The organism is Rhizobium favelukesii (genome assembly GCF_000577275.2).
In the GTDB taxonomy this organism is placed as follows: domain Bacteria; phylum Pseudomonadota; class Alphaproteobacteria; order Rhizobiales; family Rhizobiaceae; genus Rhizobium; species Rhizobium favelukesii.
This window is the reverse complement of sequence record NZ_HG916852.1, coordinates 1,583,856-1,610,444: the sequence shown is the minus strand read 5'-3', so window position 1 is coordinate 1,610,444 and position 26,589 is coordinate 1,583,856. Positions and strand designations below refer to the sequence as shown.

Genomic DNA, 26,589 nt, shown 5'->3' with positions numbered 1-26,589 from the left:
CTGCGCCGTATTCCGGCTGCGTTAGCCGGCCCCCCGCTCCTTTTTCATTTCGTTCCGCATGATGAAGAGCGATGCCCCGAGGATCAGCAGCGCACCCAACCAGAGATAACCGGTCGGGGCATAGCCGAAGACCAGCCAGCCGGCGAAAACATTCAGGGGAAGCTTCAGATCGTCGAAAGGCTGGATGTAGGCGGCATCGGCCGTGCTGTAGGCGAGCGTCAGGAAATATTGGGCCATGACGGTCAGCAGACCTGCCACGACAAAAAGGAGAAGCGTCAGGCCGGAGGGAATGCTGAGGCCGGCGGCCACAGCCAAGCCGCCGTTGATCGGAGTGAGGAGTGCCAGCAGCCAGACGGTGATGGTTTCGGGCCGTTCCACTCCGGTGAGACTCTTGGTGATCAGCGACGAGGCGCCCCACAGAAGGGCAGAGAGGATCGGCAAAAACGCCGCCCAACTGAAGCTATCGGACCATGGCTGCAGGATGATCATCGCTCCGACGAAGCCGGTACCGGTCGCTGCCCACCTCGCGGGACCGATATATTCACCAAGGAAGATGCGTGCACCCATGATGATGAAGAACGGCGAGGTCATCACCAACGCAATCGCCTGCCAGATCGGTACGGACGCGAGTCCTGCGACCCAGGTCGTCACGCCGAATGCCGCAAAGGCAACGCGCACGACATGGCGCCAGGGATAGCGCGTTCGCATCGCCCCGAGGCCGACGCGCCGGAAAAAGGGCAACGAGAAGACCAATGCAATGGCATACTGCCAGAAGGCTGCCGAGGCCGAGGGAAAGGCGAGCTTCATCGTCAGCCACTGTGTGAGGACATTGAGGATCGAGAAGGCAATGCCCGCGGCGACCATCCAGGCAGCACCGACCATTGCACGCGAGGCAGAAGATATCTGGAAAGTCTGATTCATGTCTTTCATCCGAAACCAACACAAATCAGGACGCATGAGCGCGATGTCACGGCAAGGACAGATTTCGCCCTCGCCCGCTCCGCTCATTCTCTTTCATCCGGACTGTAACCGTCGGCTCCGGAGTTGCACCGGATCTGCTGACCCTTTCGGCAGATCGGCCGAAAGACGCTCGCGGGCTTGAGCCGAAGCTCTTACCGCCGGTGGGGACTTTCACCCCGCCCTGAGAACAACCATTTCATAGGACGTGCTTCGTGTGCCGACAAGTCCGCGAAAAGCAAAAAGGGTTCGGCCGTGGCCGAACCCTTCGAAACTTACACCGCCGGTCTGGTGGTCCGGCCGCCAAGCAAATTCATATCAGCCGTTTACGGCGTCCTTCAGGCCCTTGCCGGGCGTGAACTTCGGCACGTTGCGAGCCGGAATATCGACTTCAGCGCCGGTGGACGGGTTGCGGCCCTTCGTGGCAGCGCGATGGGAAACGGTGAAGCTACCGAAACCAGCGAGACGAACGTCGCCCTTGCCCTTCAGTTCAGCCTGGACGACTTCGAAAACAGCATCAACTGCGGAAGCAGCGTCGGTCTTCGAGAGTCCTGCCTTTTCGGCAACTGCGGACACGAGTTCATTCTTGTTCATGTTTCCACCCCTTTCTAAATGGTTCGAAACGACTCAAATCTATAAGCTAGGCGCAGAACGGAGTTCATCAGGCCCGCCGCACCCCAAAGACCCTGCAAATCAAGGAAATGCAAGCGTCTGCGTGTCGATTTCACAAAAAAAGGCTGGCGAAAACGCCAGCCTTTTCAGGGTTTTTAAGCAATTGGGCGCGAATGTGGCAAACATGGCTCAGTGAGCTATGGTTGCACCCGTTTCGTCGAGCCCTTCGACCGTTGCAATGACCGGCGTTTCCACCGTGCCATCCCACTCGATCGGCTCTGGTCTGCGGACCAGCGCATGCTTGATCACCTCGCCCATGCGGGACACCGGGATGATCTCCATGTTGTTCTTCACGTTGTCCGGAATCTCCGCCAGATCCTTGGCATTTTCTTCCGGGATCAGCACCTTCTTGATGCCGCCGCGAAGCGCTGCAAGCAGCTTTTCCTTCAGACCGCCGATCGGCAGCACGCGGCCGCGCAGCGTGATTTCACCGGTCATCGCGACGTTCCTGTCGACCGGGATACCGGTCATGATCGAGACGATCGCGGTTGCCATGGCGACACCGGCCGACGGGCCATCCTTCGGCGTCGCGCCTTCCGGCACGTGCACGTGGATGTCGCTCTTGTCGAAGAGCGGTGGCTGGATGCCGAAATCGACTGCGCGCGAGCGCACATAGGATGCCGCTGCGGAAATCGATTCCTTCATGACTTCCTTCAGGTTGCCGGTAACGGTCATGCGACCCTTGCCTGGCATCATCACGCCTTCGATCGTCAGCAGTTCGCCACCGACTTCCGTCCAGGCAAGACCGGTTACAACGCCGACCTGATCTTCGCGTTCGGCTTCGCCATGGCGGAAGCGCGGAACGCCCAGATAGTCGTCAATGTTCTCTGCGGTCACATGAACGGACTTCGTCTTGCCCTTGATGATCTCGGTGACCGCCTTGCGGGCGAGCTTCATCAATTCGCGTTCGAAGTTACGAACACCGGCTTCGCGGGTATACTGCTGGCTGATCGCCATCAGCGCATCGTCGCTGACCGAGAATTCGTTCGGCTGCAGCGCGTGTTCCTTGATCGCCTTCGGCAGCAGGTGCCGCTTGGCGATCTCGCGCTTTTCGTCTTCGGTGTAGCCGGCGATACGGATGACTTCCATGCGGTCCATCAAAGGTGCAGGAATGTTCAGCGTGTTCGCCGTCGTGATGAACATCACGTCCGACAGGTCGTATTCGACTTCCAGGTAGTGATCCATGAAGGTCGAGTTCTGAGCCGGATCCAGCACTTCGAGCAGAGCCGACGACGGATCGCCACGGAAATCCTGGCCCATCTTGTCGATTTCATCGAACAGGAAGAGTGGATTGGACTTCTTTGCCTTCTTCATCGACTGGATGACCTTGCCGGGCATCGAACCGATGTAGGTGCGGCGGTGACCGCGGATTTCGGCTTCGTCACGAACGCCGCCAAGCGCCATGCGGACATACTCACGGCCGGTCGCCTTGGCGATCGACTGGGCAAGCGAGGTCTTGCCGACGCCCGGAGGGCCGACGAGGCACAGGATCGGACCCTTGATCTTGGTCGCGCGAGCCTGAACAGCCAGGTACTCGACGATGCGCTCCTTGACCTTGTCGAGACCGAAGTGATCGGCTTCGAGAATCTTCTCGGCGTTGTTGAGGTCTGACTTGATCTTCGACTTCTTGCCCCACGGAATACCCAGCAGCCAGTCGAGGTAGTTGCGGACCACGGTCGCTTCAGCAGACATCGGGCTCATCTGCCGCAGCTTTTTCAGCTCGGCATCGGCCTTTTCGCGGGCTTCCTTGGACAGCTTCGTCTTCGTGATGCGCTCTTCCAGTTCGGCCATCTCGTCGCGGCCTTCCTCGCCGTCGCCGAGTTCCTTCTGGATCGCCTTCATCTGCTCATTCAGGTAGTACTCGCGCTGGGTCTTCTCCATCTGGCGCTTGACGCGCGAGCGGATGCGCTTCTCGACCTGCAGAACCGAAATCTCGCCTTCCATGAAGCCGAGCGCCTTTTCGAGGCGAGCCTTGACGCTGGTGGTTTCCAGCATCTCCTGCTTTTCGGTGATCTTGATCGACAGATGCGAAGCGACCGTATCGGCGAGCTTCGAGTAGTCGTCGATCTGGCTGGCCGCCCCGACAACTTCCGGCGAGATCTTCTTGTTGAGTTTTACGTAGCTCTCGAATTCGGAGACAACCGAACGGCTCAGAGCTTCGAGTTCGACCGGATCGTCCTGCGGCTCTTCGAGAACATGACCGAGGGCTTCATAGAAATCCTCGCGATCGGTGTAGGCATCGATCTCGGCGCGTGCGCGACCTTCGACCAGGACCTTGACGGTGCCATCAGGCAGCTTCAGCAACTGCAATACGTTGGCGACGGTGCCGACATTGTGGATGGCGGACGGTTCCGGATCGTCATCGCTCGCGTTGATTTGTGTGACGAGCATGATCTGCTTGTCCGATCCCATGACCTCCTCCAGCGCACGGATCGACTTCTCGCGGCCGACGAACAGCGGCACGATCATATGCGGGAAGACGACGATGTCGCGCAGGGGCAAAACCGGATATGCGATGCTCGCAGCTGACGTTTTCTTCGTCATTTTATTTCCTTTCCATCGTCCCGTTGCCGGGCTCTTCTGGCGCGGCCACTAGAACCGGGCCGCACTCCACTTGAGACACAAGTGGAGGTTCTGACTATGCTTTTCAAGCTGCGCCATGGCCGGTGTCCCCTCGGACATGACAGCTATGCTACAACGGAACACCTTCACTCTGGAGCGCCAGGCTGGACCGGCGCTTGCCACTTCCGCGCCGGCTAACACACAAGACCGAAACACACCAAACGGAATCATTCCATAATTGCCACGGACGTGGGAATCCGCAACGGCCGCAGAGGCGCTTTCCGACCTCTTTAGCAAGATTTATCAGGGTCGTGCACTGGTTTTCAAATAGAAAGGGGCCTGCCGACGGCAAGCCCCTCAAATTCACGGTTCGTATCGTCAAGATATCTCTAACGTCTCACGCCGAAGCGTTGGCCTTCTCGTCCTGTCGATCGGCGTAGATGTAAAGCGGACGGGCAGAGCCGCGTGCCACTTCCTCGGAGATGACGACTTCACGTACGCCTTCCAGCGCCGGCAGTTCGAACATCGTATCAAGCAGGATCTTCTCCATGATCGAGCGAAGGCCGCGAGCGCCGGTTTTGCGCACGATCGCCTTGCGGGCGATCTCGCGAAGAGCATCCTCGTGGAAGGTCAGTTCCACGTCTTCCATCTCGAACAGGCGCTGGTACTGCTTGATCAGCGCATTCTTCGGCTCGGAAAGGATCTGGATCAGCGCATCCTCGTCGAGATCCTCAAGCGTCGCCAAGACCGGCAGACGGCCGATGAACTCAGGGATGAGACCGAACTTGACCAGATCTTCCGGCTCTAGTTCACGCAGGACTTCGCCGACACGGCGGTCGTCTGGAGCCTTCACCGTTGCACCGAAGCCGATCGAGGTCTTCTCGCCGCGGGCAGAAATGATCTTGTCGAGGCCGGCAAAGGCGCCGCCGCAGATGAACAGGATGTTCGTCGTGTCGACTTGCAGGAATTCCTGCTGCGGATGCTTGCGGCCGCCCTGCGGGGGCACCGAGGCAACCGTGCCTTCCATGATCTTCAGAAGCGCCTGCTGAACGCCCTCACCCGAAACGTCGCGGGTGATCGACGGGTTGTCGGACTTGCGGGAAATCTTGTCAACTTCGTCGATGTAGACGATGCCGCGCTGGGCCCGCTCGACATTGTAGTCTGCAGCCTGCAGCAGCTTCAGGATAATGTTCTCGACGTCCTCGCCGACATAGCCGGCTTCGGTCAGCGTCGTCGCGTCGGCCATCGTGAAGGGAACGTCGATGATACGGGCGAGCGTCTGGGCAAGATAGGTCTTGCCGCAGCCGGTCGGGCCGACCAGCATGATGTTCGACTTCGACAGTTCGACTTCGCTATTCTTCGTGGCATGCGCGAGGCGCTTGTAATGGTTGTGAACGGCAACCGACAGGATCTTCTTCGCCTGGCGCTGACCGATGACATATTCGTCGAGTACCTTGATGATGTCCTGAGGCGTCGGGACACCGTCACGGGACTTGACCATCGAGGACTTGTTCTCCTCGCGGATGATGTCCATGCACAATTCGACGCATTCATCGCAGATGAAAACGGTCGGTCCGGCAATAAGCTTCCGGACTTCGTGCTGGCTCTTTCCGCAGAAGGAGCAGTACAGGGTGTTCTTAGAGTCGCCGCCGTTGCTGCCGCTGACTTTGCTCATATCACTTTCCTTCCAGCACGCCGCATTTCAAGGTGAAATAACGGTCCACTCATTGGCCTGCTCCATGCTTGGAGCCCCAGCCGGCCAAGGCCGTTAAGGGGTACGAACCGGTCCAAACTATGCTGTCCTGGCTCCGGCGGCAACGAATTCCCCTTCGACTGCCGATGCTATGTCATAAGAATTCAACATAGCATTAATACTTGAGATTGCCGCACCCGCCACCGGGTTTCTTCCCTTGTTCGATCACAAATGAGATAGAACTGTGGCGGATACAACACCATCCCTACTTCTCACTAGGCGGCATCACCTTCCATCTCGACACGCGATGTCAGGACCTTGTCGATCACACCCCAGGCCCGGGCCTCGTCCGCATCCATGAAGTGGTCGCGATCAAGGGTCTTTTCGACTTCCTCGTAGGTTCGACCGGTGTGCTTGACGTAAACTTCGTTGAGGCGGCGCTTCATCTTCAGAATATCGCGCGCGTGACGCTCGATATCCGATGCCTGGCCCTGGAAGCCGCCCGATGGCTGATGCACCATGATGCGGGAGTTCGGAGTGGCAAAGCGCATGTCCTTGTGGCCGGCAGCCAGCAGCAGCGAGCCCATGGAGGCGGCCTGGCCGATGCAGAGCGTCGAGACCGCCGGCTTGATGAACTGCATCGTATCGTAGATCGCCATGCCCGCTGTTACAACACCGCCCGGAGAATTGATGTAGAGCGCGATTTCCTTTTTCGGGTTTTCAGCCTCGAGGAAAAGGAGCTGGGCGCAAACGAGCGTCGCCATGTGATCCTCGACCGGACCCGTCAGGAAGATGATGCGTTCCTTGAGCAGGCGCGAATAGATGTCGTAGGAGCGTTCACCGCGGTTGGTCTGTTCCACGACCATCGGCACGAGGGCCATAGCGGTATCGACTGGGTTTCTCATGTGCGTCCTTTGTCAACGTCTGCCGGCTATGGCCGGGAATCAAAGAAAATGCCTTATCCCTACATAGAGCTTCCCTGCCCTCCTCTTCAAGACGCGCTGATGGATAACGTTAAGAGGGGCCGGTGCAATGCGAACAACTTTTCGCCCGATGTGGAGTCATTCTTGCAAATCGCCTCAAAGAGCGAGCGGCGATCACGCTGTCGCACAGCTTTTGTCGGCGTCAGGATGAACGAATTCTGAATCCGTTTACGACTGTGCGGCGTTTACAGACCAGAAAGCCTAACGACAAGTCCGCACAAAAATGCACCGACGGGCCAAGCGCAATTAATGAAGTTGCCAGTTTCTTCCGAAAGAATGCGCGCAATGCAAGGGGTATTGCCGTGTTCAATATTACGACTGGATTAGCCATTTGGTGCTCGGAAGCCATGACGCTCGCGCTTGTAGCGTTCATGGCCTGGCGCCACAATGTCCGAAACAAGACCTATTTCTATTGGGGAATGGGTTTTCTTCTTAGCGGCGTGGGTTTTGCAATGGTGGCCCTGCGCGGGCAGATACCCGACATTCTCTCCATCGAAATCGGCAACGCGATCGCGCTATGTGGGCAGAGCGCGTGGGTTGTCGGATATCTGGCGCTCGACCGTCGCAAGGTCGAATGGTGGGCGCTGCTGCCCCCACTCGTATGGCTCGCAGGCGTCTTCCTGCCGTGGGTCAACGACGACTACACCAATCGCGTCATTCTCTACAACCTGGCCTCAGCCACCGGCGCGACAGCGCTAGCAATGGCTGTATGCACGGCCGCCCCGCGCAACGAGGGCTCGAGAAGCAAACTGGGCGCTATTTTTGTAATCCAGAGTCTCTTGTGCTTCGGCACGGCGATGGCAATGGCGATCATTGGCCCCACCGAGGCGGAAGCCGCCAATTTTGCGGGCGCCGCCGCTATGGCGACAGGCTTTCTGCTGACTTTGGCGTGCGCCCTCACCTGCCTTGTCATCATGGAACGATCGGAGAAGCACCTTCGCATGCTCAGCCTGACCGATTCACTGACGGGTGTCTTGAACAGACGAGGCCTTTTCGGCCGGTTCGATGCCATTCAGGAGAGCGCATTCCAAAACAACCGCCAGGTCGCCGTGCTGCTCTTCGACCTCGATCATTTCAAACGCGTCAACGATCGGTTCGGCCATCAGGCTGGCGACATCGTACTGACTGTCTTCGCGCGCATGGCCCGACAGTTTGTTCCTGCCGGTGCCTTCGGCCGCATGGGCGGCGAGGAGTTTGCTGCCTTCGCGACGGTGGCCGACCAGACCGAGGCGGAAGCGCTCGCAGAATTGATCCGCGCCGAATTCTGCCGGGTCCCGGTGAGCACCGGGGATGCGATCATTCCAGCAACGGTCAGCACCGGCGTCGCTCTTGCCTCTGCGATCGAGGCCAACAGGGACAAGCTGGTTTCGGCGGCCGATCGCGCGCTGTATGCCGCCAAGGCCGCCGGCCGCAACTGCACCGTCATCTTCGGTGAAGCCGAAGCTGCGGCACCGCCGCCTCCGGAACCAGATCAAACAAGTGGCGAACTCGTCCCCACGCTCGACGACCAGATTCACGCGCTTCGTCGCGTCGGCTCACTGTCTTGAGGTTGAACCCATCTTTTCGAGGCTTGGCAAATCCGCTAAGCCTCGAGGCATGATGATCCCACCTTTTCTTTCCATCGATCCCGCCACGCGTCACGTCTCCCTCGACGCAAGCAATCCGGCTTTCTACAGCGATCCGAACGCCGTTTACGCCGCTTTGCACGTACACTGCCCCACATTCTACTGGGAGCAGCAGAAGCAATGGTTTTTCACCGGCTACGACCATGTCAACAGCCTGCTTCGCGACCGTCGCTTCGGCCGCCAGATCCTGCATATCGCCACGCGCGAGGAGCTTGGCCTTCCTGAGCCGGATCAGCACGTGGCGAATTTCGATCTCGCCGAACGATACTCCTTGCTTGAGCTGGAGCCACCCGAGCACACCCGTCTTCGAACGCTCGTCAACCGCGCTTTTGTCTCTCGCCACGTCGAGAGGATGAAGCCGGAGCTTGCCGAGCTCGCCAACAAGCTCATCGACGGCTTCGAGAAAAACAACGAAGTCGAGCTGCTTTCGGCATTTGCCGATGTTATCCCGGTGACGATGATCGCCCGCATGATCGGCATTCCGGAGGAAATGGGACCGCAGCTCCTGAAGTGGTCGCACGCCTATATCCGCATGTATCTCTTCGGCCGCACCCGCGAGGACGAGGATGGCGCCGAACGGGCCGCGAAGGAATTCTCGGATTATGTGAAGACGGCCATCGCGCAGCGCCGCGCCAATCCGCGGGACGACCTGCTGACGCACATGATCCACACGGAGCACAAGGGCCAGTACCTGTCCGAGGACGAACTTGTCTCGACGACGATCGTGCTACTCAATGCCGGTCACGAGGCGACGGTCCACCAGATCGGAAACTCGGCCCGCATCATCTTGGAAAGCGGGCGCGATCCGGCCGCTCTCTTCAAGGACGAGGCGACGACCGAACGAACGGTGGAAGAGTCCTTGCGTATCTGCGCGCCGGTTCACATCTTCCAGCGTTGGGCGCTGGAACCTGTCGAAATCGACGGTATTTCGTTCAAACGAGGCGACAAGGTGAGCCTCATTCTGGCCGCAGCCAATCTCGACCCGGCGAAGTACAGCGATCCGCTAACGTTCAAGCCTGACCGGAACGAGGCTCCCAACCTCTCCTTTGGCGCGGGCATCCATTTCTGCATCGGGGCGCCGCTGGCAAGACTGGAACTGAACGTCGTCCTGCCAATTCTCTTCGAGCGGCTGCCAGGGCTCAGGCTCGCCCATACACCGATGGTGAAGGACGTCTACCACTTCCACGGGCTGGATCGCCTGGATCTCGCCTGGTAGGCCACCGATAAAAGAACCCGCGCTCCGGAGAGAGCGCGGGCTTTATCGTCGCTTTCTGGCGCCTTATGGCAATGCGCGCTATTCCGCAGCCTGCAGAGCCGGCACGCCGTCTATCGGTTCCGGCGGCAGCTTGCCGGCCATGGCAGCAGCAAACTTCGTCTGGTCAAGTTCATTTTCCCAGCGGGCGACAACGACCGTCGCAACGGCGTTGCCGACAAAATTCGTCAGCGCGCGGCATTCCGACATGAAGCGGTCGATACCGAGGATCAGCGCCATGCCGGCAACGGGAACCGAGGGTACCACGGAGAGCGTCGCGGCAAGCGTGATGAAGCCGGCGCCGGTGATGCCGGCAGCACCCTTCGAGCTCAACATCGCAACCAGCAGAAGCAAGATCTGGTCTGCCAGGGTCAGCGGCGTGTCCGTCGCCTGAGCGATGAAGAGGGCCGCGAGCGTCATATAGATGTTCGTGCCGTCGAGGTTGAAGGAATAGCCCGTCGGAATGACGAGACCGACGACCGAGCGCTTGCAGCCTGCCTGTTCCATCTTCGCCATGAGACCGGGAAGGGCCGCTTCCGAAGAGGACGTGCCGAGTACCAGCAGCAACTCCTCCTTGATGTAGCGGATCAGAGCCAGGATCGAGAATCCGTTGTACCGGGCAACAGCACCGAGAACGACGAGGACGAAGAGCAGCGACGTCAGGTAGAAGGTCCCGATCAGCATTGCCAGATTTGCAATTGAGCCGATGCCGTATTTGCCGATCGTGAAGGCCATGGCGCCAAAAGCGCCGATCGGAGCAGCCTTCATCAGGACCGCGACCAGCTTGAAGACCGGTGCCGTCAGGGCCTGCAGAAAATCGACGACCGGACGGCTGCGATCGCCGACCATGGCGAGCGCGATGCCGAAGAGGACCGAGAAGAACAGCACCTGAAGAATGTCGCCGTCGGCAAAGGCACCAACGATCGTGTTCGGAATGATGTTCATCAGGAAGCCCGTGACAGTCGTGTCATGAGCCTTCGCCGCGTAGCTTGCCACGGCCTTGGCATCCAGCGTTGCCGGATCGATATGCATGCCGGCGCCGGGCTGTATGACGTTGGCGACCAGCAGACCGACCGCCAGGGCCAGCGTCGAAAAGACGAGGAAGTAAAGCATGGCCTTGCCAGCAACGCGCCCAACCTTCTGCAGATCGGACATGCCGGCGATGCCGGTCGCGACCGTCAAGAAGATGACGGGGGCGATGATCATCTTGACGAGCTTGATGAAGGCATCGCCGAGTGGCTTCAGAGCGGTGCCTATGTCGGGATAGAAATGGCCGAGCAGGATACCAGCACAGATGGCGGCAAGAACCTGCACGTAGAGAAGCCGATAGAAGGGAACCTTGCCGCGCGGCTGCGCGACTGGAAGTGCTGCACCCATGATGTCCTCCATGTGCCCCAAAACCAACGTGGCCTCCCGGGGCGATTGCGTTACCAAGTCAACAGCCCACACGGCTGTTTGCGGAGGTTTTGCAACATGCGTGCCAACTCATGGACAGCGGCTTTACATTATTGATTTATAATCATTTTTTCTCGGAGGCCGTTCGTAGGATCGAAGACGTGCGCGTATTTTCGCACAAATTGATTTGACCTGAGTGCGAAATTACGCACACATTGCATGATGCTTCAGTCGTCATCGATGTCAGGCTTGGGCTCTTTCGACCGTGTCCGCCGTCGGGCACGGCGAGTGTGGATTCTGTTTGCCTCCGTTTCAGCCGCGCTCATCCTTGCCGCTCTGTTTGGTGCTGATGTTTATGGGCGACGCTCCGCCATTGACGCGATTGAGGGTCAAAGCCGAACCGACGCCAACCTCAAGGTCGCACTCCTCAACGCAGTCCTGGAGAGACCTCGCGCGCTACCGCTGCTTCTTGCGGAGGACCAACAGGTTCTCGATGGCCTCTCCTCCAAAGGCAACGATGCGATCGACATATTGAACCGGAAGCTTGAGCGACTCGTCACGGGAACACAGGCCGCTGTGCTCTACGTCATCGGCCCCAATGGCATCGCCGTATCCTCGAGCAATTGGCGGGAACCGATCAGTTTCGTCGGCAACGACTACACCTTCCGCGACTACTTCCGAAAGGCTATGGAAGAAGGAACCGCCGAGCATTTTGCCCTGGGCAGTGTCAGCAAGCGCCCTGGCCTCTACATTTCCCGACGTGTGGGCAGTGCTGCTGCGCCGCTTGGTGTGGTCGTCGTGAAGCTTGAGTTCGACCGGCTTGAGAGTGACTGGCGCGACACGCATCGCCCGGTTTATGTCACGGATGATCGCGGCGTCGTTCTGATCACCAGCATTCCCTCCTGGCGCTTTATGATGAACAGGCCTGTGCCGGAGGCCGACCTTGCTGCCATACGCGACAGCCTGCAGTTCGGCGATGCGCCGCTGGCGACATTGCCGATCATGCGCCCACAGCCCATCGACGCCGAAGCATCGCTTGTTTTCGCCGTTCTTCCCGGTGGTGGCGAGGGTCAGTATCTGCGCCTCGCGACACCAGTCCCCACCACCCCATGGCATCTCGAATACCTTGTGCCCACCGACGCGCCGGTCGCGGCCTCGGTTCGTGAAATTCGGCTGATGTCCCTGGCCGTCCTTCTGCCCCTTCTCGCCATCGCAGCGCTAATTCTGTGGAGACGCCAGGCGGCTGCGACAAAGATCGCGGAAGAACAGGCCATGCGCGAAGAACTGGAGCGGCGGGTGGTTGAGCGAACAGACGATCTCAGCCGGGCACGCGACAGTCTGCAAGCCGAGATCTCCGACCATCGGGAAACGGAAGCAAGGTTGCAGATCGTCCAGCAGGAGCTAGTGCAGGCAAACCGGCTCGCAATCCTCGGCCAAGTGGCCGCAGGCGTTGCTCATGAGATCAATCAGCCGGTCGCGACCATACGTGCCTACGCAGACAATGCCCGCGTCTTTCTGGAGCGCAAGCAAACCAATCCGGTCGACGAAAACCTCGAGGCGATCGCCGGCCTCACCGAAAGGATCGGCGCGATTACCGAAGAATTGAAGGCATTCGCGCGCAAGGGCCGAGTGGCGCCGGAGCCCGTGGAATTGCGTAGCGTCATTGATGGGGCTGTCGTCCTGCTGAAAAGCCGATTTGCCGGCCAGCTGGAAGCGCTCGATATTCGGCCGCCGCCCGCAGGGTTATGTGTGCTCGGCAACCGGATCCGGCTTGAGCAGATTCTGATCAACCTCTTCCAGAACGCCTTGGAAGCCCTTGATGGGCGCACCGACGCGAAGGTCGACGTCTCTGTGACCGAGACGCATGATGAGGTTGCAATTGACGTTGCCGACAACGGCCCGGGCATTTCATCTGCCATCCTGAAGTCGCTTTTCACGCCATTCAACACATCCAAGGAACGAGGCCTGGGTCTCGGCCTCGTCATTTCCAAGGACATCGTGGCCGACTACGGCGGCCGCATCGACGTGACGAGCGATGAAAACGGGACCTGCTTCACGGTGCATTTGCGGAAGGCCATGGAATGACCGATGTAACGCCGATCTTCCTCGTCGATGACGACAGGGACCTGTTGCGGGCAACCAAGCAGACGCTTGAACTCGCCGGCTTTTCCGTTTCCGCCTTTTCCGACGCTGGCGAAGCGCTGGCGGCATTGAACCCGGACTTCGCAGGCGTTCTCGTTTCCGATATCCGGATGCCGCAAATCGATGGCTTGCAACTCTTCAACCGCGTGCGACAGCACGACGAGGACCTGCCGGTCATCCTGGTCACCGGCCACGGCGACATTCCGATGGCGGTGAAAGCCATGCAAGATGGCGTCTACGACTTCATCACGAAACCCTTCGCGACAGACCGGCTTATCCAAAGCGTTCGGCGCGCTGCTGAAAAGCGCCGTCTGGTCATGGAGAACAGATCTTTGCGGAAAGCGACCGAACAGGCGCGTGACGACCTGCCGCTGATCGGCCAGACACCGGCGATGGAACGGCTGCGCCACACCTTGCGGCAGATTGCCGATACCGATGTCGACGTTCTCCTGATGGGAGAAACCGGCAGTGGCAAGGAGGTGGTGGCAAGCCTGCTCCACCGCTGGAGCAGGCGCGCATCCGGTAATTTCGTCGCGCTCAACTGCGGGGCGCTGCCGGAAAGCGTGGTTGAAAGCGAGCTGTTCGGACACGAGCCGGGCGCTTTCACCGGCGCGCAGAAGAAACGCATCGGCCGTATTGAACATGCGAGCGGCGGAACGCTCTTTCTCGACGAGATCGAGAGCATGCCGCCGGCAACGCAGGTGCAGATGCTGCGTGTGCTCGAGATGCGCGAGGTTACGCCGCTCGGCACCAACGAGGTCCGACCCGTGGACCTGCGCGTTGTCGCAGCGTCCAAGATCGATCTCGGCGATCCCCGCCAGCGCGGCGACTTTCGCGAGGATCTCTATTACCGGCTTAACGTCGTGACGATCTCCATTCCGACGCTCAAGGAGCGCCGCGACGACATTCCACTTCTTTTCGGCTACTTCGCCGAGCGCGCCGCGAGGCGCTTCAAGCGGGACGTGCCCACGATCCCCTCATCGATCCACACTCACCTGCGGGAACACGACTGGCCGGGCAACGTGCGTGAACTGTCCCATTTTGCCGAGCGGTTTGTGCTGGGTGTCGGGCACGTCTCCGACCGTATTCCGGCAGCAGCACCGGGGGCGGATGAAGCCCTGTCCCTGCCTGACCGGCTCGAACGGTATGAGGCTCACATCATTCGCGAAGCTCTGAACGCCAACGACGGCGACGTGCGTCGTACCATCGCGGACCTCGGCATCCCCAGGAAGACGTTCTACGACAAGCTCCAGCGCCACGGCATTGTCCGTAGCGATTTCGCGTCGGCTTCCGAAAGGAGTTAGGTGTATCCAGCCTTTCGAAAGGACAAGACGGAAACGCGTCGACTGACCATCCTTGGGCATCTTGCCTCAGCCTGTTGCTGCGCTGAAATCAGAGCCGGATGACGTAGTCTTTGCGAGTTGTTTCAACCACTTCCCAGGTTCCCTTGAAGCCTGGCCTGAGGATCATGCGATCGCCCGCCTGAAGATGCACGGCATCGCCGCCATCCTCCGTCACGATGGAGTAGCCGGAGAGCACACTGAAGTATTCCCACTCGTCATAGACGATGCGCCACTTGCCGGGGGATGCTTCCCATATGCCGGAGTAGACGCCGCCATCGGCCTCCTCCAGATTCCAGGTCTTGAACTCCGGTTCGCCTGCCAGCACACGGTCGGCATCCGGGGCGCCGAACTCCGGTTCGACGCCATTGATGTCAAAGGTCAGGTAGTTTGCCATATCGTTTCATATGTCCTTCGCATCAAATGTTTGCATGCGGTCGGTTGAAATCGTTAGCAATTTTGTATCCAGTTGCAAAATACGTCCAGCACATTCGCAGCATACGCGATTGGAAGAAAGCAATCTGACTGTCCAGATGGCAGCACTCCGCAAGGCGCTGGGTCCCACACCGGACAATGGCGAGTGGATCACGACCGTGCCCCGGATCGGCTACCGCCTGCTTCGTGTCGAGCGCCAACGTCACGACGCCCTGTCCTCTTTGCCGGCCCTGGCCGTCTTGCCATTCGTCTGCCTCGGGGATAGCGCCGAGCAGGAGTACTTTGCCGACGGGATCGTTTACGACATCATCAAGCTTGAATTATTCTGCAGAACGTCAACAGGGACACTTTGCCGCGAATCGCGCTCGTTATTGCCCAAGCATTGGAATCAAAGGCGGGAATCGATATCTGTTGTCGATTTCTTCGATGCACAGAGAATTGAGGCAACACGTGAACGGAATGAGCCATTTTTCTTTTCGCCGAGCATATTGGCGCGTCGAGATGTGGCCCGGTTCCTGGTTTCGGCCGGGAAACAGGTAACACCGCCGCCGCGCCGCTGCGAGTTGCGGATCAGAGCGCATCTTCTACAACTTTAGCAATTCATCGATCTCGGCCTTGGATAGGCTTCACTCATGGCAGAAGATTGAAGACCTCTCGCATCAGCGTGGCGAATGACGCGGTCTTCTTCCGAAACGCGAGAGGTTCCACTTGATTGCAACCAAAATTCACTATATCAAACGTGATATGATGTACGTACCTCATAGCCGAAAATTATCGTTCCGCTGAATCAAAGGCCCACAGTGCGCAGAAATTCAAATGGGACCACTCGGGGGGCTGATTAAGCCAACAGGAGAACTTCGAAAGGCAATATGATGAAGGAGTTCAAGGTTAATCCAGAATTCGCCATAACAGATGAACAATCGCTTAGAAGTCTGTTTGATGCGACACATGCTCTGGCCATACAGAAGTGTCAGGATAACCTCGGCAAGCATGCGCAAGAGTTTATCAGGCGTTCGCCATTCCTGTGCATCGGCACACAAAATCTGGCTGGAAAAGCGGATGTCAGCCCCCGCGGTGATCCTGTCGGCTTTGTCAAAATTCTTGATGAGCGCACGCTGGCGATACCGGACCGACCCGGCAACAACCGTCTCGATACACTGGTCAACATTCTCGCCAATCCGAGCGTTGGACTCTTGTTCATCATTCCGGGGTTTGAAGACACATTGCGCGTGAATGGGCGCGCCACTCTGATGAATGACCCTGAACTTCTGGGGAGCATGAGTGTCAATGATCGCGCTCCCAAACTCGCAATTGTGGTCAAAGTGAGTGAGGTCTTCATGCACTGCGCCAAGGCATTTCGGCGATCGCACTTGTGGAACCAGATCATTTCCAGGACCGCACCAAGATGCCATCACTTGTAAAGATCATTCTGGACGAAACCACTGGCGCGCCAAGCGACGAGGATGAGATGCGCAAGATAGATGACGATCTCGAAGTTGAATACGAGAGAACGCTTTACTAGCTGCTGGAGAGAACGGCGCGCTGTTTGCCGGTCAAGGCGACTCTTCAGCAGCGGGGTGCTTTGGTCCGCGATGGTGATGTTGCGAACCGTTGCACACGAAGCACGCCTAAACCTTAGCAGCACGCTCCTTTGGGGCGGGGTGACGATGTGAGAGTGATCGTCGGCCGGTCCGGCCTGCCTAAGCAATCGGCCTCGCGAATGGCGGGGTAGCCCCCACTCAAAGACGCCATTCGAGCGGCTGGACCCCGCGGTCATTAATTTCTTCGAGACTGAGAAGACGGTCATCGAGTTCTTTATGGGGTATTTGTGGCTGGACCGAAAGGCGAAGGAACGCCGCATTCCGCTCGTATCCATCGAGCCGCTTCGAGCCGCCCGCGAGCTCTTCGCGAGCGGCTTCATTTCTTAATGGGAAAGATTAGACAACGTAGATATTTAGATTTCCATTTCGCGAAAGCCATTTGATGAAATTTTAGCAAAATTGGTAACCACATTTTCAGGCTCCCGATTTCACCGCTTTTTCTGTCACGACAAAACGAAATCAGCGCCCGACTCTGTTCGAATCGGGCGCTGATCCTATGGTTGTATTTCGACAAAGGTAGTCTGCGAAATTACAAACGTTTGCTGCGAAGGACATTCATATCTTCGCCAGCGATTGCTCGAGATCGGCGATGATATCCTTCACATCCTCGATGCCGACCGAAAGGCGAACGACATCGGGACCAGCACCGGCGGCGATCCTTTGCTCGTCCGTCAATTGGCGGTGCGTGGTCGACGCCGGATGGATCACGAGCGAGCGGGTATCGCCGATGTTGGCGAGATGCGAGAACAGCTCCAATCCTTCGACCAGCGTCTTGCCGGCCTCATAACCGCCCCTGACGCCGAAGGTGAAGACGGAGCCGGCGCCCTTCGGCGAGTAGCGCTGCTGCAGCGCATGGTTCGGATCGTCGTCGAGGCCGGAATAATTCACCCAGGCGACCTTGCTGTGTGCCTTCAACCACTTTGCGACAGCGATCGCGTTGTCGCTGTGGCGTTGCATGCGCAGCGGCAACGTCTCGATGCCCGTCAGGATCAGGAACGCATTGAAGGGCGAGATGGCCGGACCGAGATCGCGCAGACCGAGCACGCGGCACGCGATGGCGAATGCGAAATTGCCGAAGGTCGAGTGCAAGACCACGCCATTATACTCCGGCCGCGGCGCGGAGAGCATCGGGTAGTTGCCGGACTTCGACCAATCGAAGGTCCCGCCGTCGACGATCATGCCGCCCATGGAATTGCCATGGCCGCCGAGAAATTTCGTCAGCGAATGCACGACGATATCGGCACCGTGTTCGATCGGCCGAATAAGATAGGGGCTGGCCATGGTGTTGTCGACGATCAGCGGCAGGCCATGCCTGTGCGCCACCGCGGCGATCGCTGCGATGTCGACGAAGGTGCCGCCCGGATTGGCGAGGCTTTCGATGAAGATCGCACGCGTCTTGTCATCGATCTGGCTTTCGAAGCTTGCCGGATCTGCGGAATCGCCCCAGCGAACCTCCCAGCCAAAATTATTGAAGGCATGGCCGAACTGGTTGATCGAGCCGCCATAGAGCCGCTTTGCGGCCACGAAGTTCTCGCCGGGACGCATGATCGTGTGAAAGACGATCACCTGCGCCGCGTGGCCGGACGCAACGGCGAGCGCCGCAGTGCCGCCTTCGAGCGCCGCGACGCGCTCTTCGAGCACGGCCTGGGTCGGGTTCATGATACGGGTGTAGATGTTGCCGAACTGCTGCAGACCGAAAAGGGCGGCCGCATGATCCGAATCGTTGAAGACGTAAGCCGTCGTCTGGTAGATCGGCGTCGCGCGTGCGCCGGTCGCGGGGTCCGGCTGCGCCCCCGCATGGATTGCCAACGTATTGAAACCCGGACCGTTATTGGCCATGAAGCCCTCCCATTCAGCTTGATCGAATGGCGGCGAGCATAGCCGACGATCGCAAAAAGTTAATCGCGTTCCATTTCAACCCAGACACGCTATTTGAAAAATCCAACCCTTTAGCCGATCAGGCGTGGATACTCGATGGCCGGGCAGCGATCCATGACCACCTTGATGCCGGCCGCCTCGGCTCTTGCGGCCGCCGCATCATCACGCACGCCAAGCTGCGCCCATATCACCTTCGGTTGCGGGTTCATCGCCAATGCCTCATCGACAACGCGGGACAGATATTCCGAAGCCCGGAAGACCTCGACCATGTCTACGGCTCCAGGCACATCGGCGAGCCGGGCGTAAACCGTTTGGCTCTGGATCTGCCTGCCTGCCTGGCCCGGATTCACAGGGATGACGTTGTATCCCCGTGACAGCAGATAGCCCATCACACCATTGCTCGGCCGAGCGGGATTCGGCGAAGCGCCAGTCAGGGCAATCGTCTTCACGGAACGCAAAATATCGAGGATGTAGTCATCCTCATATTTATCGTGATTCAAGGGCTTCGCCTCCAAGAACAATCGCGTTTATTTCGCGCTTCGTTGAAACCAGCAGTTAGCTTCCGCCTATATAGGAATTTAGGACGCCGACGGAGGATGTTCCCATGAAAAAATTGGTTGTTGTGGTCGCCTTTGTCATGGTCGCCTCCCCGGCGCTTGCCATTTCGCGATACAATTCGCTCACGATAAGCTGCCAGGCAGCGCGCGCAGCGATCCACAATGAGGGCGCCGTGATTTTGCGATATCCATCGAAGCGGATGCCCGGCACGACACTGTTCGACCGCTACATTCGTAACAGCAATTATTGCGACGCCAACAAATACGCGGAATGGACGACCATCCCGACAAAGGACAATCCGAGGTGCCGTGTCCTGAATTGCCAGAATATCGACAACCTCGACGGGATGTTTATCATCCCCTATTACTCGCTGTAAAAGTCGGCTCCTGCTTTGCTAAATCGTGAGGCGTGAGCCTTGCTGACACAAGTGCGCGCTCCCCGAAGATCGGGTGGATCGAAGGATTTCGTGATGGCTTTGTCACACTCCTGTAAAATTCGAAGCGACACGCCCGCAGCCGACGTCAGAGTTCTATGTATATCCTGTATATGTTCACATATGTTCCTGCGTATGTTAGCAACGCCTCATAGTTGAATAAGCGAGCGCCAAATAAACACTTCTGGTGTACGTTCCTCTTTTGATCGGGCTCGGAAACAGCAGCTTCCGGTTGCCTAACACATAAGAGAACAGAAGCGCCCTCCGTCGCTTCATCAATCGGGATTGCTTTTTACCGACAGCGGCGTAACAAGCAGTTCGCAGTTGCTGTTTTCACACCATTCGGTGGTCTTTTTGCCGCTCCACGTCATTTTACTCGTTCTGTTTGGTGCTCTGCTGCACGCGACATGGAACGCCATGATCAAGGCGGGCACGGACAAGTCGCTGGATGCCAGCCTGATATCAGCGGGCGGCGCCGTTTGCGCCCTTCCCTTCCTGATGTTCCTGCCATTGCCGAACTCGGCGGCGTGGCCCTTCATCGGCGCTTCGGCCGTGCTGCAATTCGTGTATTTCCAGCTTGTTGCCGGCGCCTATCGTGCAGGCGATATCGGCCTCGTCTATCCGCTGATGCGCGGGTGCGCGCCGCTCCTGATTGCAGCCACCAGCGGCTTCGTTCTGGATGAGAAACTGTCGACGGGCGCGCTCATCGGCACGATGACGATCTGCGCCGGTATCCTGACGCTGGTTTTCGAGGCACGAAATGGCAGCGGGCACGCGATCAGGCTGGCGCTCGCCAATGCGTGTGTCATTGCGACCTACACCTATGTGGACGGCATCGGCGCCCGCGTCTCTGGCAATGCGGTGTCATATACCCTGTGGATGTCGCTGCTGCCGCCCGTGCTGCTCTTCGCCTGGGCGATTTCCAACAGGGGTGCCGTCGCAGTCGCAATGCATGTCCGCTACAACTGGTGGCGTGGCCTGATCGGTGGCGGCGGATCGATTGCGTCCTACGGCCTCGCGCTCTGGGCAATGACCAAGGCGCCCGTCGCAACCGTTGCAGCGCTGCGCGAGACGTCGATTCTCTTCGCCCTGCTGATTTCCGTCATCGTGCTGAAGGAAAGGGCGAGTCCCTGGCGCTATCTCGCCGGCGCAATCATCGCGCTCGGTGGGCTGATCCTGAAACGCGGCTAAGTTATTCGCCCGTCCACTGCGGCATGCGCTTGGAAAGGAAGGCTCCGATCCCCTCTTCGGCATCGGCCGTCAGCATATTGTCGACCATGACTTGCGCGGCGTAGCCGTAAGCGTCCTCGATCGGCATTTCGAGTTGGCGATAGAATGCCTCCTTGCCGATCTTCAGCGTCAGCGGCGATTTGCTTGCAATGATGGCCGCATACTTGGTGACGACCTGCGTCAGATACTGCTTCGGCACGATGCGGTTCACGAGGCCGAAATCCTTGGCGGTAGAGGCGTCGATCGTCTCGCCGGTGAGCAGCATTTCCATCGCCTGCTTGCGATGCGCTGCCCGCGAGACCGCCACCATCGGTGTCGAGCAGAACAGGCCGATATTGACGCCCGGCGTGCAGAAGGTCGCCGTATCGGTGCAGATCGCGAGGTCGCAGGAAGCGACCAACTGGCAGCCGGCGGCGGTTGCAAGGCCGTCGATCTCGGCAATGACAGGCTTCGGCAGGCGCGTGATCTCCAGCATGAGATCAGCTGCCAATGCGAAGGTTTCTTCGAAGAATGCCTCGCCTCCATCCTCATCGGCGCGATGCGCGGTCAACTCCTTGAGGTCGTGACCTGCGGAAAAGACATTGCCCGTCGACGCGATGATGACCACGCGAACAGCAGCGTCTTCTGCGACGCATTGGAGTTCACCGATCAGGGTCTCCATGACGGCGATCGACAGTGCATTTGCGGGCGGATTGTTGAGCGTCAGCCGCAGCACGCCGTCGCTCAACTGCGGAATGACGAGCGCGCCATCGCCGGCTTTGTTCGGGTCCTTTCGAAAGGATACGACTTCGGCCATGGTCTAACTCCCTGCATTGCTTTTTCGTGCTAATTGTTCTGCCACAGGCGACAAGCAATTTCGAGGCAAAGTCATGCAGCCGATCATGACGATCGACGAGCTCCACCGTTTTTTGGATACGGACTTTCCGCAGATCCACACGGATGGGCGCGTGTTCACGATTACCGAGATCGGACCCGGCAGCGTCTCGATGCGGCTCGACCCGAGCGAGAGGCATTTGCGACCGGGTGGCACCGTGTCCGGCCCGGCCCTCTTCACTTTGGCGGACGTGACGGCCTATGCGGCAGTACTGGCGCATATAGGGCCGGTCGCGCTGGCGGTTACCACCAATCTCAGCATCAATTTCCTGCGCCTGCCGAAGCTGAGGCCAACGACCTGCACCTGCCGTGTTCTCAAGCTTGGTAAGCGCCTCGCCGTCATCGACGCCTCAATTTTCCAGGAGAATGCAGATGAGTTGATCGCCCATGCGACCGCGACTTACTCCATTCCGCCGCGAGAAATATGAGGTACCAAAATACCACACGCTTAACCTACTGATTTTGCTTGTACATTTTTATCAGGTACCAACCTGAGAATATTGACCGCGTTCCGCTTTGCCTCTATACACACCGCCAGAAATGCAGCCTTTCCGGGCTGCTTTCTTTTTGGTGTATCTTCGGACAGCCAAACCAAGCAACAAGAAACGCCCTCTCGCCTTCGGGCCGAGGGATCAAAAGAGAGTAACAACTATGGCAACCTTCTCCCAGAAGCCTGCAGAGGTGGAGAAGAAGTGGGTCATCATCGACGCCGAAGGGCTTGTCGTTGGTCGTCTCGCTTCTGTTATCGCTATGCGCCTGCGTGGCAAGCACAAGGCTACCTTCACGCCTCACGTTGACGACGGCGACAACGTCATTGTCATCAACGCCGACAAGGTCGTCTTCACCGGCAAGAAGTATTCCGACAAGGTTTACTACTGGCACACCGGTTTTGCCGGCGGCATCAAGGAGCGTACCGCTCGCCAGATCATCGAAGGTCGCTTCCCCGAGCGCGTTCTCGAGAAGGCTGTTGAGCGCATGGTTCCGCGTGGCCCGCTCGGCCGTCGCCAGATGAAGAACCTCCGCGTTTACGCTGGTTCCAACCATCCTCATGAAGCCCAGCAGCCTGTCGCTCTCGACGTGGCCAAGCTGAACAAAAAGAATGTAAGGAGCGCCTAAGAATGGCTGACCTCTCCTCCCTGAAGGATCTCGGCACGTCCGAAGCAGCGACTGCTCCGGTTCACGTCCGTAAGGTCGATTCGCTTGGCCGTTCCTACGCGACCGGCAAACGCAAGAACGCCGTTGCCCGCGTTTGGCTCAAGCCGGGTTCCGGCAAGATCATCGTCAACGGCAAGGAATTCGCGGAATACTTCGCGCGGCCGGTTCTGCAGATGATTCTGCGTCAGCCGATCGTCGCTGCTGCCCGTGACGGCCAGTTCGACATCATTGCAACGGTTGCAGGCGGCGGTCTTTCCGGCCAGGCCGGTGCCGTTCGTCACGGTCTTTCCAAGGCCCTCACCTACTTCGAGCCGGGCCTGCGCCCGGTCCTGAAGAAGGGCGGCTTCCTGACCCGCGACAGCCGCGTTGTTGAACGTAAGAAGTACGGCAAGGCCAAGGCCCGCCGTTCGTTCCAGTTCTCGAAGCGTTAATCGCTACTGGAATACGGAATTGCGAAGGCCGGGCTCTTGCCCGGCCTTTTCTTTTGGCGGGCGCTTGAAGCGGCCAAGTTCCCTTGCCAGTTCTACCGCATTCCACGCGCTTCACGCGCACGCCAAGGGAGGCAGGAATGACCAAGCAAGCAATCTATGTCGAACTGAAAGCAAGGTCCGGCAAGGAAGAAGAAGTGGCCACGTTCTTGAAAAGCGCCCAGGCTCTTGTCGCGCAGGAACCGGGCACGGTGACATGGTTTGCCGTTCGCTATGACCAGAGGACATTCGCCATCTTCGATGCCTTCGATGACGAGGCCGGCCGACAGGCGCATTTGAATGGCAAGGTGGCCGCGGCGCTGATGGCCCGAGCAGAGGAGCTGCTTGCCGAGGCTCCGCAGCTGAGGACTCCCGAAGTGCTGGCGGAGAAGCTGCCGGGCTAAACCAGGCTTGGCCGAGCGACCAGCTTTGCCCATTCGGTTTGAGATTCGTTTCTGGTAGGCATAGCGGACAAAACACCCTCGAGGAGCATTTCTTGGCCAACAAGTCGATCGACCATGCATTTACGGCAACGAACCTGACCTCGGCAGCCAGCGACCCGACCTTTGCCGGCGCGCTGTCGTTCATGCGACGCCGTTTCACCAAGGACCTGACCGGCGTGGACGCCGTGGTCTGGGGTATTCCCTTCGATGCCGCGACCTCCAATCGGCCGGGGACGCGATTCGGGCCGCAAGCGATACGGCGTGCGTCGGCGATCTTCGACAACGACCCGCAGTATCCTTTCAATCGCGATCTCTTTGCCGAGATGGCCGTAATCGACTACGGCGACTGCCTGCTCGACTACGGCAATCACCACGAGACGCCGGAAGCAATAGAGAGGCAGTCCAAGACCATTGTCGACAGTGGCGCCTTCATGCTGACCCTTGGCGGCGACCATTTCGTTACCTGGCCCATCCTCAAGGCACATGCCGCCAAACACGGGCCGCTGGCACTCGTCCAGTTCGACGCGCATCAGGACACCTGGTTCGACGACAACAGGCGGATCGACCACGGCTCATTCGTGGCAAGGGCTGCGCGCGATGGCATCATCGATCCGGATCGCTCTATCCAGATCGGCATCCGCACCCATGCGCCCGAGGATTTCGGCATTCATATTCTCTATGGCCATCAACTTGAGGAGATGAGCGCCGGCGACATCGCCTCGACGATCATCTCACATACGCGTGGCGCGCCAGCCTATTTGACCTTCGATATCGATTGCCTCGACCCCGCCTATGCGCCGGGCACCGGTACGCCTGTAGCGGGCGGTCCCTCGAGCGCCAAGATCCTCTCCGTGCTGCAGCGTCTGCACCAGCTGGATATCAGGGGCGCCGACGTCGTCGAGATCTCGCCGCCTTACGATCACGCTGACATCACCGCCATTGCGGGGGCGACGGTCGCGATGTATATGCTGGGGCTGCATGCCGAGCGCCGCGCCAGCGCGTCACACGGCTGACTCATCCTTCTTGCAAAATGATTCCGGACTTCTTTCTAACCTATTGAAAGTGTGAGCAAGACAATGGCACCGAAGATCTTCATCGATGGCGAACACGGCACGACGGGCTTGCAGATCCGCACGCGCATGGCCGGCCGTCGCGATGTCGAGCTTTTGTCCATCCCGGAAGCTGAGCGTCGCAACGCCGCGATGCGCGAGGATATGCTGAACGGCGCCGATATCGCCATCCTCTGCCTGCCCGACGACGCTTCGAAGGAAGCGGTGCAGATGGTCTCGCGCAACAACAACGTGCGGGTGATCGACACCTCCACGGCGTTCCGTGTCAATCCTTCCTGGGCCTACGGCTTTGCGGAAATGGACAAGGAACAGGCAGACAAGATCAAGTCGGCACGCTTCGTCGCCAATCCGGGCTGCTACCCGACCGGTGCGATCGGCCTCCTACGGCCGCTGCGCACTGCCGGCATCCTGCCCGACGGCTATCCGGTCACGGTCAATGCAGTCTCCGGCTATACCGGCGGCGGCAAGCAGATGATTGCGCAGATCGAAGACCAGAACCGCAACGATGCGATCGCTGCGCCGCACTTCCTCTACGGCCTGACGCTGACGCACAAGCACGTGCCCGAGATGAAGATCCACGGCCTGCTGGATCGCGCGCCGATCTTCTCCCCGTCAGTCGGCAAGTTCCCGCAGGGCATGATCGTTCAGGTGCCGCTGCATCTCGATGATCTGGCGGAAGGCACGACGCTTGAAAGCATCCATGCTGCTCTTGTGGCCCACTACGCGGGTCAGGACATCGTGACGGTTGTGCCGCTGGAAGAAAGCCGCAAACTCCCGCGCATCGATGCTGTCGAGCTTGCTGGCAAGGACACGATGAAGCTCTTCGTGTTTGGCACGCCAGGCGCGTCGCAGATCAATCTCGTTGCGCTGCTCGACAACCTTGGCAAGGGTGCTTCGGGGGCCGCTGTCCAGAACATGGACCTGATGCTCGCCTCGTAGTCCCGGAACCGATCGGTGTCGCTTGATACGCTGCTGGCGAACACGGGCGCGTGGTTTGTCGCCGCCTTGCCGGATCACGGCATTCTGTCACTCGTCGCCATAGCCTTCATTGCGGGACTGGCACGCGGCTTCTCCGGATTTGGAGCTGCGCTGATCTTCATTCCGCTTGGCGGCGCAATCATCGGTCCGAAGCTGATTTCGCCCGTCCTGCTTGTCATCGATGGTCTTGCGACGCTCGGCATGATTCCGCCGGCCTGGCGCAGCGCCAACCGCCACGAAGTCTTCACCATGGCTGCGGGCGCGGTACTTGGGGTGCCCGCCGGTACAGCAGCCCTGGCGTTGGTGGATCCGCTGACGTTGCGCTGGGCGATCACAGCGATTGCCATTTGCCTGCTTGCATTGCTTGTTTCCGGGTGGCGGTACCATGGCGAACCGCGAACATCGCTTACCTCCATGACAGGTCTCGTTGCCGGCCTCTTCAGCGGCGCCGCCCAGCTTGGTGGACCGCCGGTCGTTGCCTATTGGCTCGGCGGCAAGACCAATTTTGCCCGGGTGCGAGCAAACGTCATTCTCTATTTCGCGATCTCGACCTGCTTCAGCGTCGTCAGCTACTATTTCGGTGGGCTCTTCGTTCAAGCCGTCTTCGCACTGACGATCGTGATTCTGCCGAGTTACGCCATCGGCCTGTACGTCGGCTCGAAGCTGTTTGGGCTTGGCAAGGAGAGCACGTTCCGAACGATCTGCTATCTGCTGATCGCAGCCTCCGCCATCATGGGAATGCCGGCGCTCGACGGGATCCTCCGCTGAGCATATTTCTTCGTCAAACTGCTGAATGAAGCGCCGAGCAACCGTCGTTGATCAATTTTGCCAGCCGCCTAAAGTCATG

The 26,589-nt window shown here is 58.9% G+C and carries 24 protein-coding genes, 1 pseudogene and 1 riboswitch; of the genes and pseudogenes, 15 read left to right on the top strand and 10 right to left on the bottom strand.

Translation table 11 applies throughout. The features are described from left to right. Nucleotides 1-21 precede the first annotated feature (21 nt). From LPU83_RS46420 to clpP, 5 genes are all read right to left on the bottom strand, one after another. Nucleotides 22-921: a DMT family transporter gene (locus LPU83_RS46420; protein WP_024314731.1), complete on the bottom strand. Its 900-nt coding sequence runs from the start codon at nucleotides 919-921 to the stop codon at nucleotides 22-24. 81 nt (nucleotides 922-1,002) lie between these two features. Next, nucleotides 1,003-1,153, bottom strand: a riboswitch (FMN riboswitch). Nucleotides 1,154-1,275: 122 nt separating this feature from the next. After that, nucleotides 1,276-1,551 carry a DNA-binding protein HupB gene (gene hupB, locus LPU83_RS46415; RefSeq protein WP_007531759.1) on the bottom strand — a complete coding sequence of 92 codons (276 nt, stop codon included), beginning with the start codon at nucleotides 1,549-1,551 and terminating at the stop codon, nucleotides 1,276-1,278. Nucleotides 1,552-1,758: 207 nt separating this feature from the next. After that, entirely contained in the window at nucleotides 1,759-4,173 is a 2,415-nt protein-coding gene (lon, locus tag LPU83_RS46410; RefSeq protein ID WP_024314732.1) for an endopeptidase La, read from the bottom strand. Between the two features lie 415 nt (nucleotides 4,174-4,588). Then, entirely contained in the window at nucleotides 4,589-5,866 is a 1,278-nt protein-coding gene (gene clpX, locus LPU83_RS46405; protein ID WP_024314733.1) for an ATP-dependent Clp protease ATP-binding subunit ClpX, read from the bottom strand. Between the two features lie 293 nt (nucleotides 5,867-6,159). Beyond that, nucleotides 6,160-6,789 (bottom strand): ATP-dependent Clp endopeptidase proteolytic subunit ClpP, encoded by a 630-nt coding sequence (gene clpP, locus LPU83_RS46400; protein ID WP_024314734.1) that lies wholly within the window; start codon nucleotides 6,787-6,789, stop codon nucleotides 6,160-6,162. Between the two features lie 380 nt (nucleotides 6,790-7,169). Between clpP and LPU83_RS46395 the strand changes: the two genes are divergently transcribed. Then, the gene (locus LPU83_RS46395; RefSeq protein WP_029709999.1) at nucleotides 7,170-8,414 is read left to right on the top strand and encodes a GGDEF domain-containing protein; all 1,245 of its coding nucleotides are present in this window, start codon (nucleotides 7,170-7,172) and stop codon (nucleotides 8,412-8,414) included. A gap of 49 nt (nucleotides 8,415-8,463) precedes the next feature. Next, a complete protein-coding gene (locus LPU83_RS46390; protein WP_024314735.1) occupies nucleotides 8,464-9,708 on the top strand; it encodes a cytochrome P450 in 1,245 nt (414 codons plus the stop codon). Between the two features lie 78 nt (nucleotides 9,709-9,786). Here LPU83_RS46390 and LPU83_RS46385 read toward each other — a convergent pair whose 3' ends face one another. Next, nucleotides 9,787-11,121 carry a dicarboxylate/amino acid:cation symporter gene (locus LPU83_RS46385; protein WP_024314736.1) on the bottom strand — a complete coding sequence of 445 codons (1,335 nt, stop codon included), beginning with the start codon at nucleotides 11,119-11,121 and terminating at the stop codon, nucleotides 9,787-9,789. Between the two features lie 237 nt (nucleotides 11,122-11,358). On the opposite strand from LPU83_RS46385, the gene LPU83_RS46380 reads away from it, so the two are divergent. Then, nucleotides 11,359-13,224, top strand: coding sequence for a sensor histidine kinase (locus LPU83_RS46380; protein WP_374046189.1), 1,866 nt, complete (start codon nucleotides 11,359-11,361; stop codon nucleotides 13,222-13,224). Further along, nucleotides 13,221-14,585 (top strand): sigma-54-dependent transcriptional regulator, encoded by a 1,365-nt coding sequence (locus LPU83_RS46375; protein WP_024314738.1) that lies wholly within the window; start codon nucleotides 13,221-13,223, stop codon nucleotides 14,583-14,585. Before LPU83_RS46380 ends, LPU83_RS46375 begins: the two co-directional genes overlap by 4 nt. 88 nt (nucleotides 14,586-14,673) lie before the next feature. Here the strand turns inward: LPU83_RS46375 and LPU83_RS46370 are convergent, their stop codons facing one another. Continuing rightward, complete coding sequence (locus LPU83_RS46370) at nucleotides 14,674-15,018, bottom strand: cupin domain-containing protein (protein ID WP_024314739.1); 345 nt, start codon at nucleotides 15,016-15,018, stop codon at nucleotides 14,674-14,676. Nucleotides 15,019-15,127: 109 nt separating this feature from the next. Between LPU83_RS46370 and LPU83_RS75350 the strand changes: the two genes are divergently transcribed. Together LPU83_RS75350 and LPU83_RS46360 are read left to right on the top strand one after the other, a co-directional pair. Further along, nucleotides 15,128-15,652 carry a winged helix-turn-helix domain-containing protein gene (locus LPU83_RS75350; RefSeq protein ID WP_037070630.1) on the top strand — a complete coding sequence of 175 codons (525 nt, stop codon included), beginning with the start codon at nucleotides 15,128-15,130 and terminating at the stop codon, nucleotides 15,650-15,652. A gap of 276 nt (nucleotides 15,653-15,928) precedes the next feature. Next, nucleotides 15,929-16,578 (top strand): annotated as a pseudogene (locus LPU83_RS46360) (pyridoxamine 5'-phosphate oxidase family protein). Nucleotides 16,579-17,212: 634 nt separating this feature from the next. Here the strand turns inward: LPU83_RS46360 and LPU83_RS46355 are convergent. Continuing rightward, nucleotides 17,213-18,496 carry an O-acetylhomoserine aminocarboxypropyltransferase gene (locus LPU83_RS46355; protein WP_024314741.1) on the bottom strand — a complete coding sequence of 428 codons (1,284 nt, stop codon included), beginning with the start codon at nucleotides 18,494-18,496 and terminating at the stop codon, nucleotides 17,213-17,215. Between the two features lie 110 nt (nucleotides 18,497-18,606). Further along, nucleotides 18,607-19,035 carry a CoA-binding protein gene (locus LPU83_RS46350; protein WP_024314742.1) on the bottom strand — a complete coding sequence of 143 codons (429 nt, stop codon included), beginning with the start codon at nucleotides 19,033-19,035 and terminating at the stop codon, nucleotides 18,607-18,609. Nucleotides 19,036-19,139: 104 nt separating this feature from the next. On the opposite strand from LPU83_RS46350, the gene LPU83_RS46345 reads away from it, so the two are divergent. Further along, a complete protein-coding gene (locus tag LPU83_RS46345; protein WP_024314743.1) occupies nucleotides 19,140-19,469 on the top strand; it encodes a hypothetical protein in 330 nt (109 codons plus the stop codon). Nucleotides 19,470-19,880: 411 nt separating this feature from the next. Further along, nucleotides 19,881-20,717 (top strand): EamA family transporter, encoded by an 837-nt coding sequence (locus tag LPU83_RS46340; protein WP_024314744.1) that lies wholly within the window; start codon nucleotides 19,881-19,883, stop codon nucleotides 20,715-20,717. Nucleotide 20,718: 1 nt separating this feature from the next. On the opposite strand, the gene LPU83_RS46335 is transcribed toward LPU83_RS46340, so the two are convergent. Further along, the gene (locus LPU83_RS46335; RefSeq protein WP_024314745.1) at nucleotides 20,719-21,552 is read right to left on the bottom strand and encodes an enoyl-CoA hydratase; all 834 of its coding nucleotides are present in this window, start codon (nucleotides 21,550-21,552) and stop codon (nucleotides 20,719-20,721) included. Between the two features lie 73 nt (nucleotides 21,553-21,625). Here LPU83_RS46335 and LPU83_RS46330 point away from each other — a divergent pair, with 73 nt between their 5' ends. From LPU83_RS46330 to LPU83_RS46300, 7 genes are all read left to right on the top strand, one after another. Beyond that, the gene (locus tag LPU83_RS46330; protein WP_024314746.1) at nucleotides 21,626-22,057 is read left to right on the top strand and encodes a PaaI family thioesterase; all 432 of its coding nucleotides are present in this window, start codon (nucleotides 21,626-21,628) and stop codon (nucleotides 22,055-22,057) included. A 223-nt stretch (nucleotides 22,058-22,280) separates the two neighbouring features. Further along, complete coding sequence (gene rplM, locus LPU83_RS46325; protein WP_024314747.1) at nucleotides 22,281-22,745, top strand: 50S ribosomal protein L13; 465 nt, start codon at nucleotides 22,281-22,283, stop codon at nucleotides 22,743-22,745. Between the two features lie 2 nt (nucleotides 22,746-22,747). Then, on the top strand, nucleotides 22,748-23,215 hold the full coding sequence (gene rpsI, locus LPU83_RS46320) for a 30S ribosomal protein S9 (protein ID WP_024314748.1): 468 nt from the start codon (nucleotides 22,748-22,750) through the stop codon (nucleotides 23,213-23,215). A 137-nt stretch (nucleotides 23,216-23,352) separates the two neighbouring features. After that, nucleotides 23,353-23,655: a putative quinol monooxygenase gene (locus LPU83_RS46315; RefSeq protein ID WP_024314749.1), complete on the top strand. Its 303-nt coding sequence runs from the start codon at nucleotides 23,353-23,355 to the stop codon at nucleotides 23,653-23,655. Nucleotides 23,656-23,747: 92 nt separating this feature from the next. Next, on the top strand, nucleotides 23,748-24,707 hold the full coding sequence (speB, locus tag LPU83_RS46310; protein WP_024314750.1) for an agmatinase: 960 nt from the start codon (nucleotides 23,748-23,750) through the stop codon (nucleotides 24,705-24,707). 63 nt (nucleotides 24,708-24,770) lie between these two features. Continuing rightward, entirely contained in the window at nucleotides 24,771-25,703 is a 933-nt protein-coding gene (gene argC / locus LPU83_RS46305; protein ID WP_024314751.1) for an N-acetyl-gamma-glutamyl-phosphate reductase, read from the top strand. 15 nt (nucleotides 25,704-25,718) lie between these two features. Next, nucleotides 25,719-26,510, top strand: a complete 792-nt coding sequence (locus tag LPU83_RS46300) for a sulfite exporter TauE/SafE family protein (protein ID WP_037069381.1) — start codon at nucleotides 25,719-25,721, stop codon at nucleotides 26,508-26,510. Nucleotides 26,511-26,589: the final 79 nt, after the last annotated feature.

What these genes read in the sequence shown, in the direction of transcription:
- rpsI (WP_024314748.1), top strand. Translation starts at nt 22,748, where the DNA reads ATGGCTGACCTCTCCTCCCTGAAGGATCTCGGCACGTCCGAAGCAGCG.
- LPU83_RS46380 (WP_374046189.1), top strand. Translation starts at nt 11,359, where the DNA reads ATGATGCTTCAGTCGTCATCGATGTCAGGCTTGGGCTCTTTCGACCGT.
- LPU83_RS46370 (WP_024314739.1), bottom strand. Translation starts at nt 15,018, where the DNA reads ATGGCAAACTACCTGACCTTTGACATCAATGGCGTCGAACCGGAGTTC.
- LPU83_RS46355 (WP_024314741.1), bottom strand. Translation starts at nt 18,496, where the DNA reads ATGGCCAATAACGGTCCGGGTTTCAATACGTTGGCAATCCATGCGGGG.
- LPU83_RS46345 (WP_024314743.1), top strand. Translation starts at nt 19,140, where the DNA reads ATGAAAAAATTGGTTGTTGTGGTCGCCTTTGTCATGGTCGCCTCCCCG.
- LPU83_RS46420 (WP_024314731.1), bottom strand. Translation starts at nt 921, where the DNA reads ATGAATCAGACTTTCCAGATATCTTCTGCCTCGCGTGCAATGGTCGGT.
- LPU83_RS46330 (WP_024314746.1), top strand. Translation starts at nt 21,626, where the DNA reads ATGCAGCCGATCATGACGATCGACGAGCTCCACCGTTTTTTGGATACG.
- clpX (WP_024314733.1), bottom strand. Translation starts at nt 5,866, where the DNA reads ATGAGCAAAGTCAGCGGCAGCAACGGCGGCGACTCTAAGAACACCCTG.
- argC (WP_024314751.1), top strand. Translation starts at nt 24,771, where the DNA reads ATGGCACCGAAGATCTTCATCGATGGCGAACACGGCACGACGGGCTTG.
- lon (WP_024314732.1), bottom strand. Translation starts at nt 4,173, where the DNA reads ATGACGAAGAAAACGTCAGCTGCGAGCATCGCATATCCGGTTTTGCCC.
- LPU83_RS46335 (WP_024314745.1), bottom strand. Translation starts at nt 21,552, where the DNA reads ATGGCCGAAGTCGTATCCTTTCGAAAGGACCCGAACAAAGCCGGCGAT.
- LPU83_RS46375 (WP_024314738.1), top strand. Translation starts at nt 13,221, where the DNA reads ATGACCGATGTAACGCCGATCTTCCTCGTCGATGACGACAGGGACCTG.
- hupB (WP_007531759.1), bottom strand. Translation starts at nt 1,551, where the DNA reads ATGAACAAGAATGAACTCGTGTCCGCAGTTGCCGAAAAGGCAGGACTC.
- clpP (WP_024314734.1), bottom strand. Translation starts at nt 6,789, where the DNA reads ATGAGAAACCCAGTCGATACCGCTATGGCCCTCGTGCCGATGGTCGTG.
- LPU83_RS46315 (WP_024314749.1), top strand. Translation starts at nt 23,353, where the DNA reads ATGACCAAGCAAGCAATCTATGTCGAACTGAAAGCAAGGTCCGGCAAG.
- LPU83_RS46385 (WP_024314736.1), bottom strand. Translation starts at nt 11,121, where the DNA reads ATGGGTGCAGCACTTCCAGTCGCGCAGCCGCGCGGCAAGGTTCCCTTC.
- LPU83_RS46390 (WP_024314735.1), top strand. Translation starts at nt 8,464, where the DNA reads ATGATGATCCCACCTTTTCTTTCCATCGATCCCGCCACGCGTCACGTC.
- rplM (WP_024314747.1), top strand. Translation starts at nt 22,281, where the DNA reads ATGGCAACCTTCTCCCAGAAGCCTGCAGAGGTGGAGAAGAAGTGGGTC.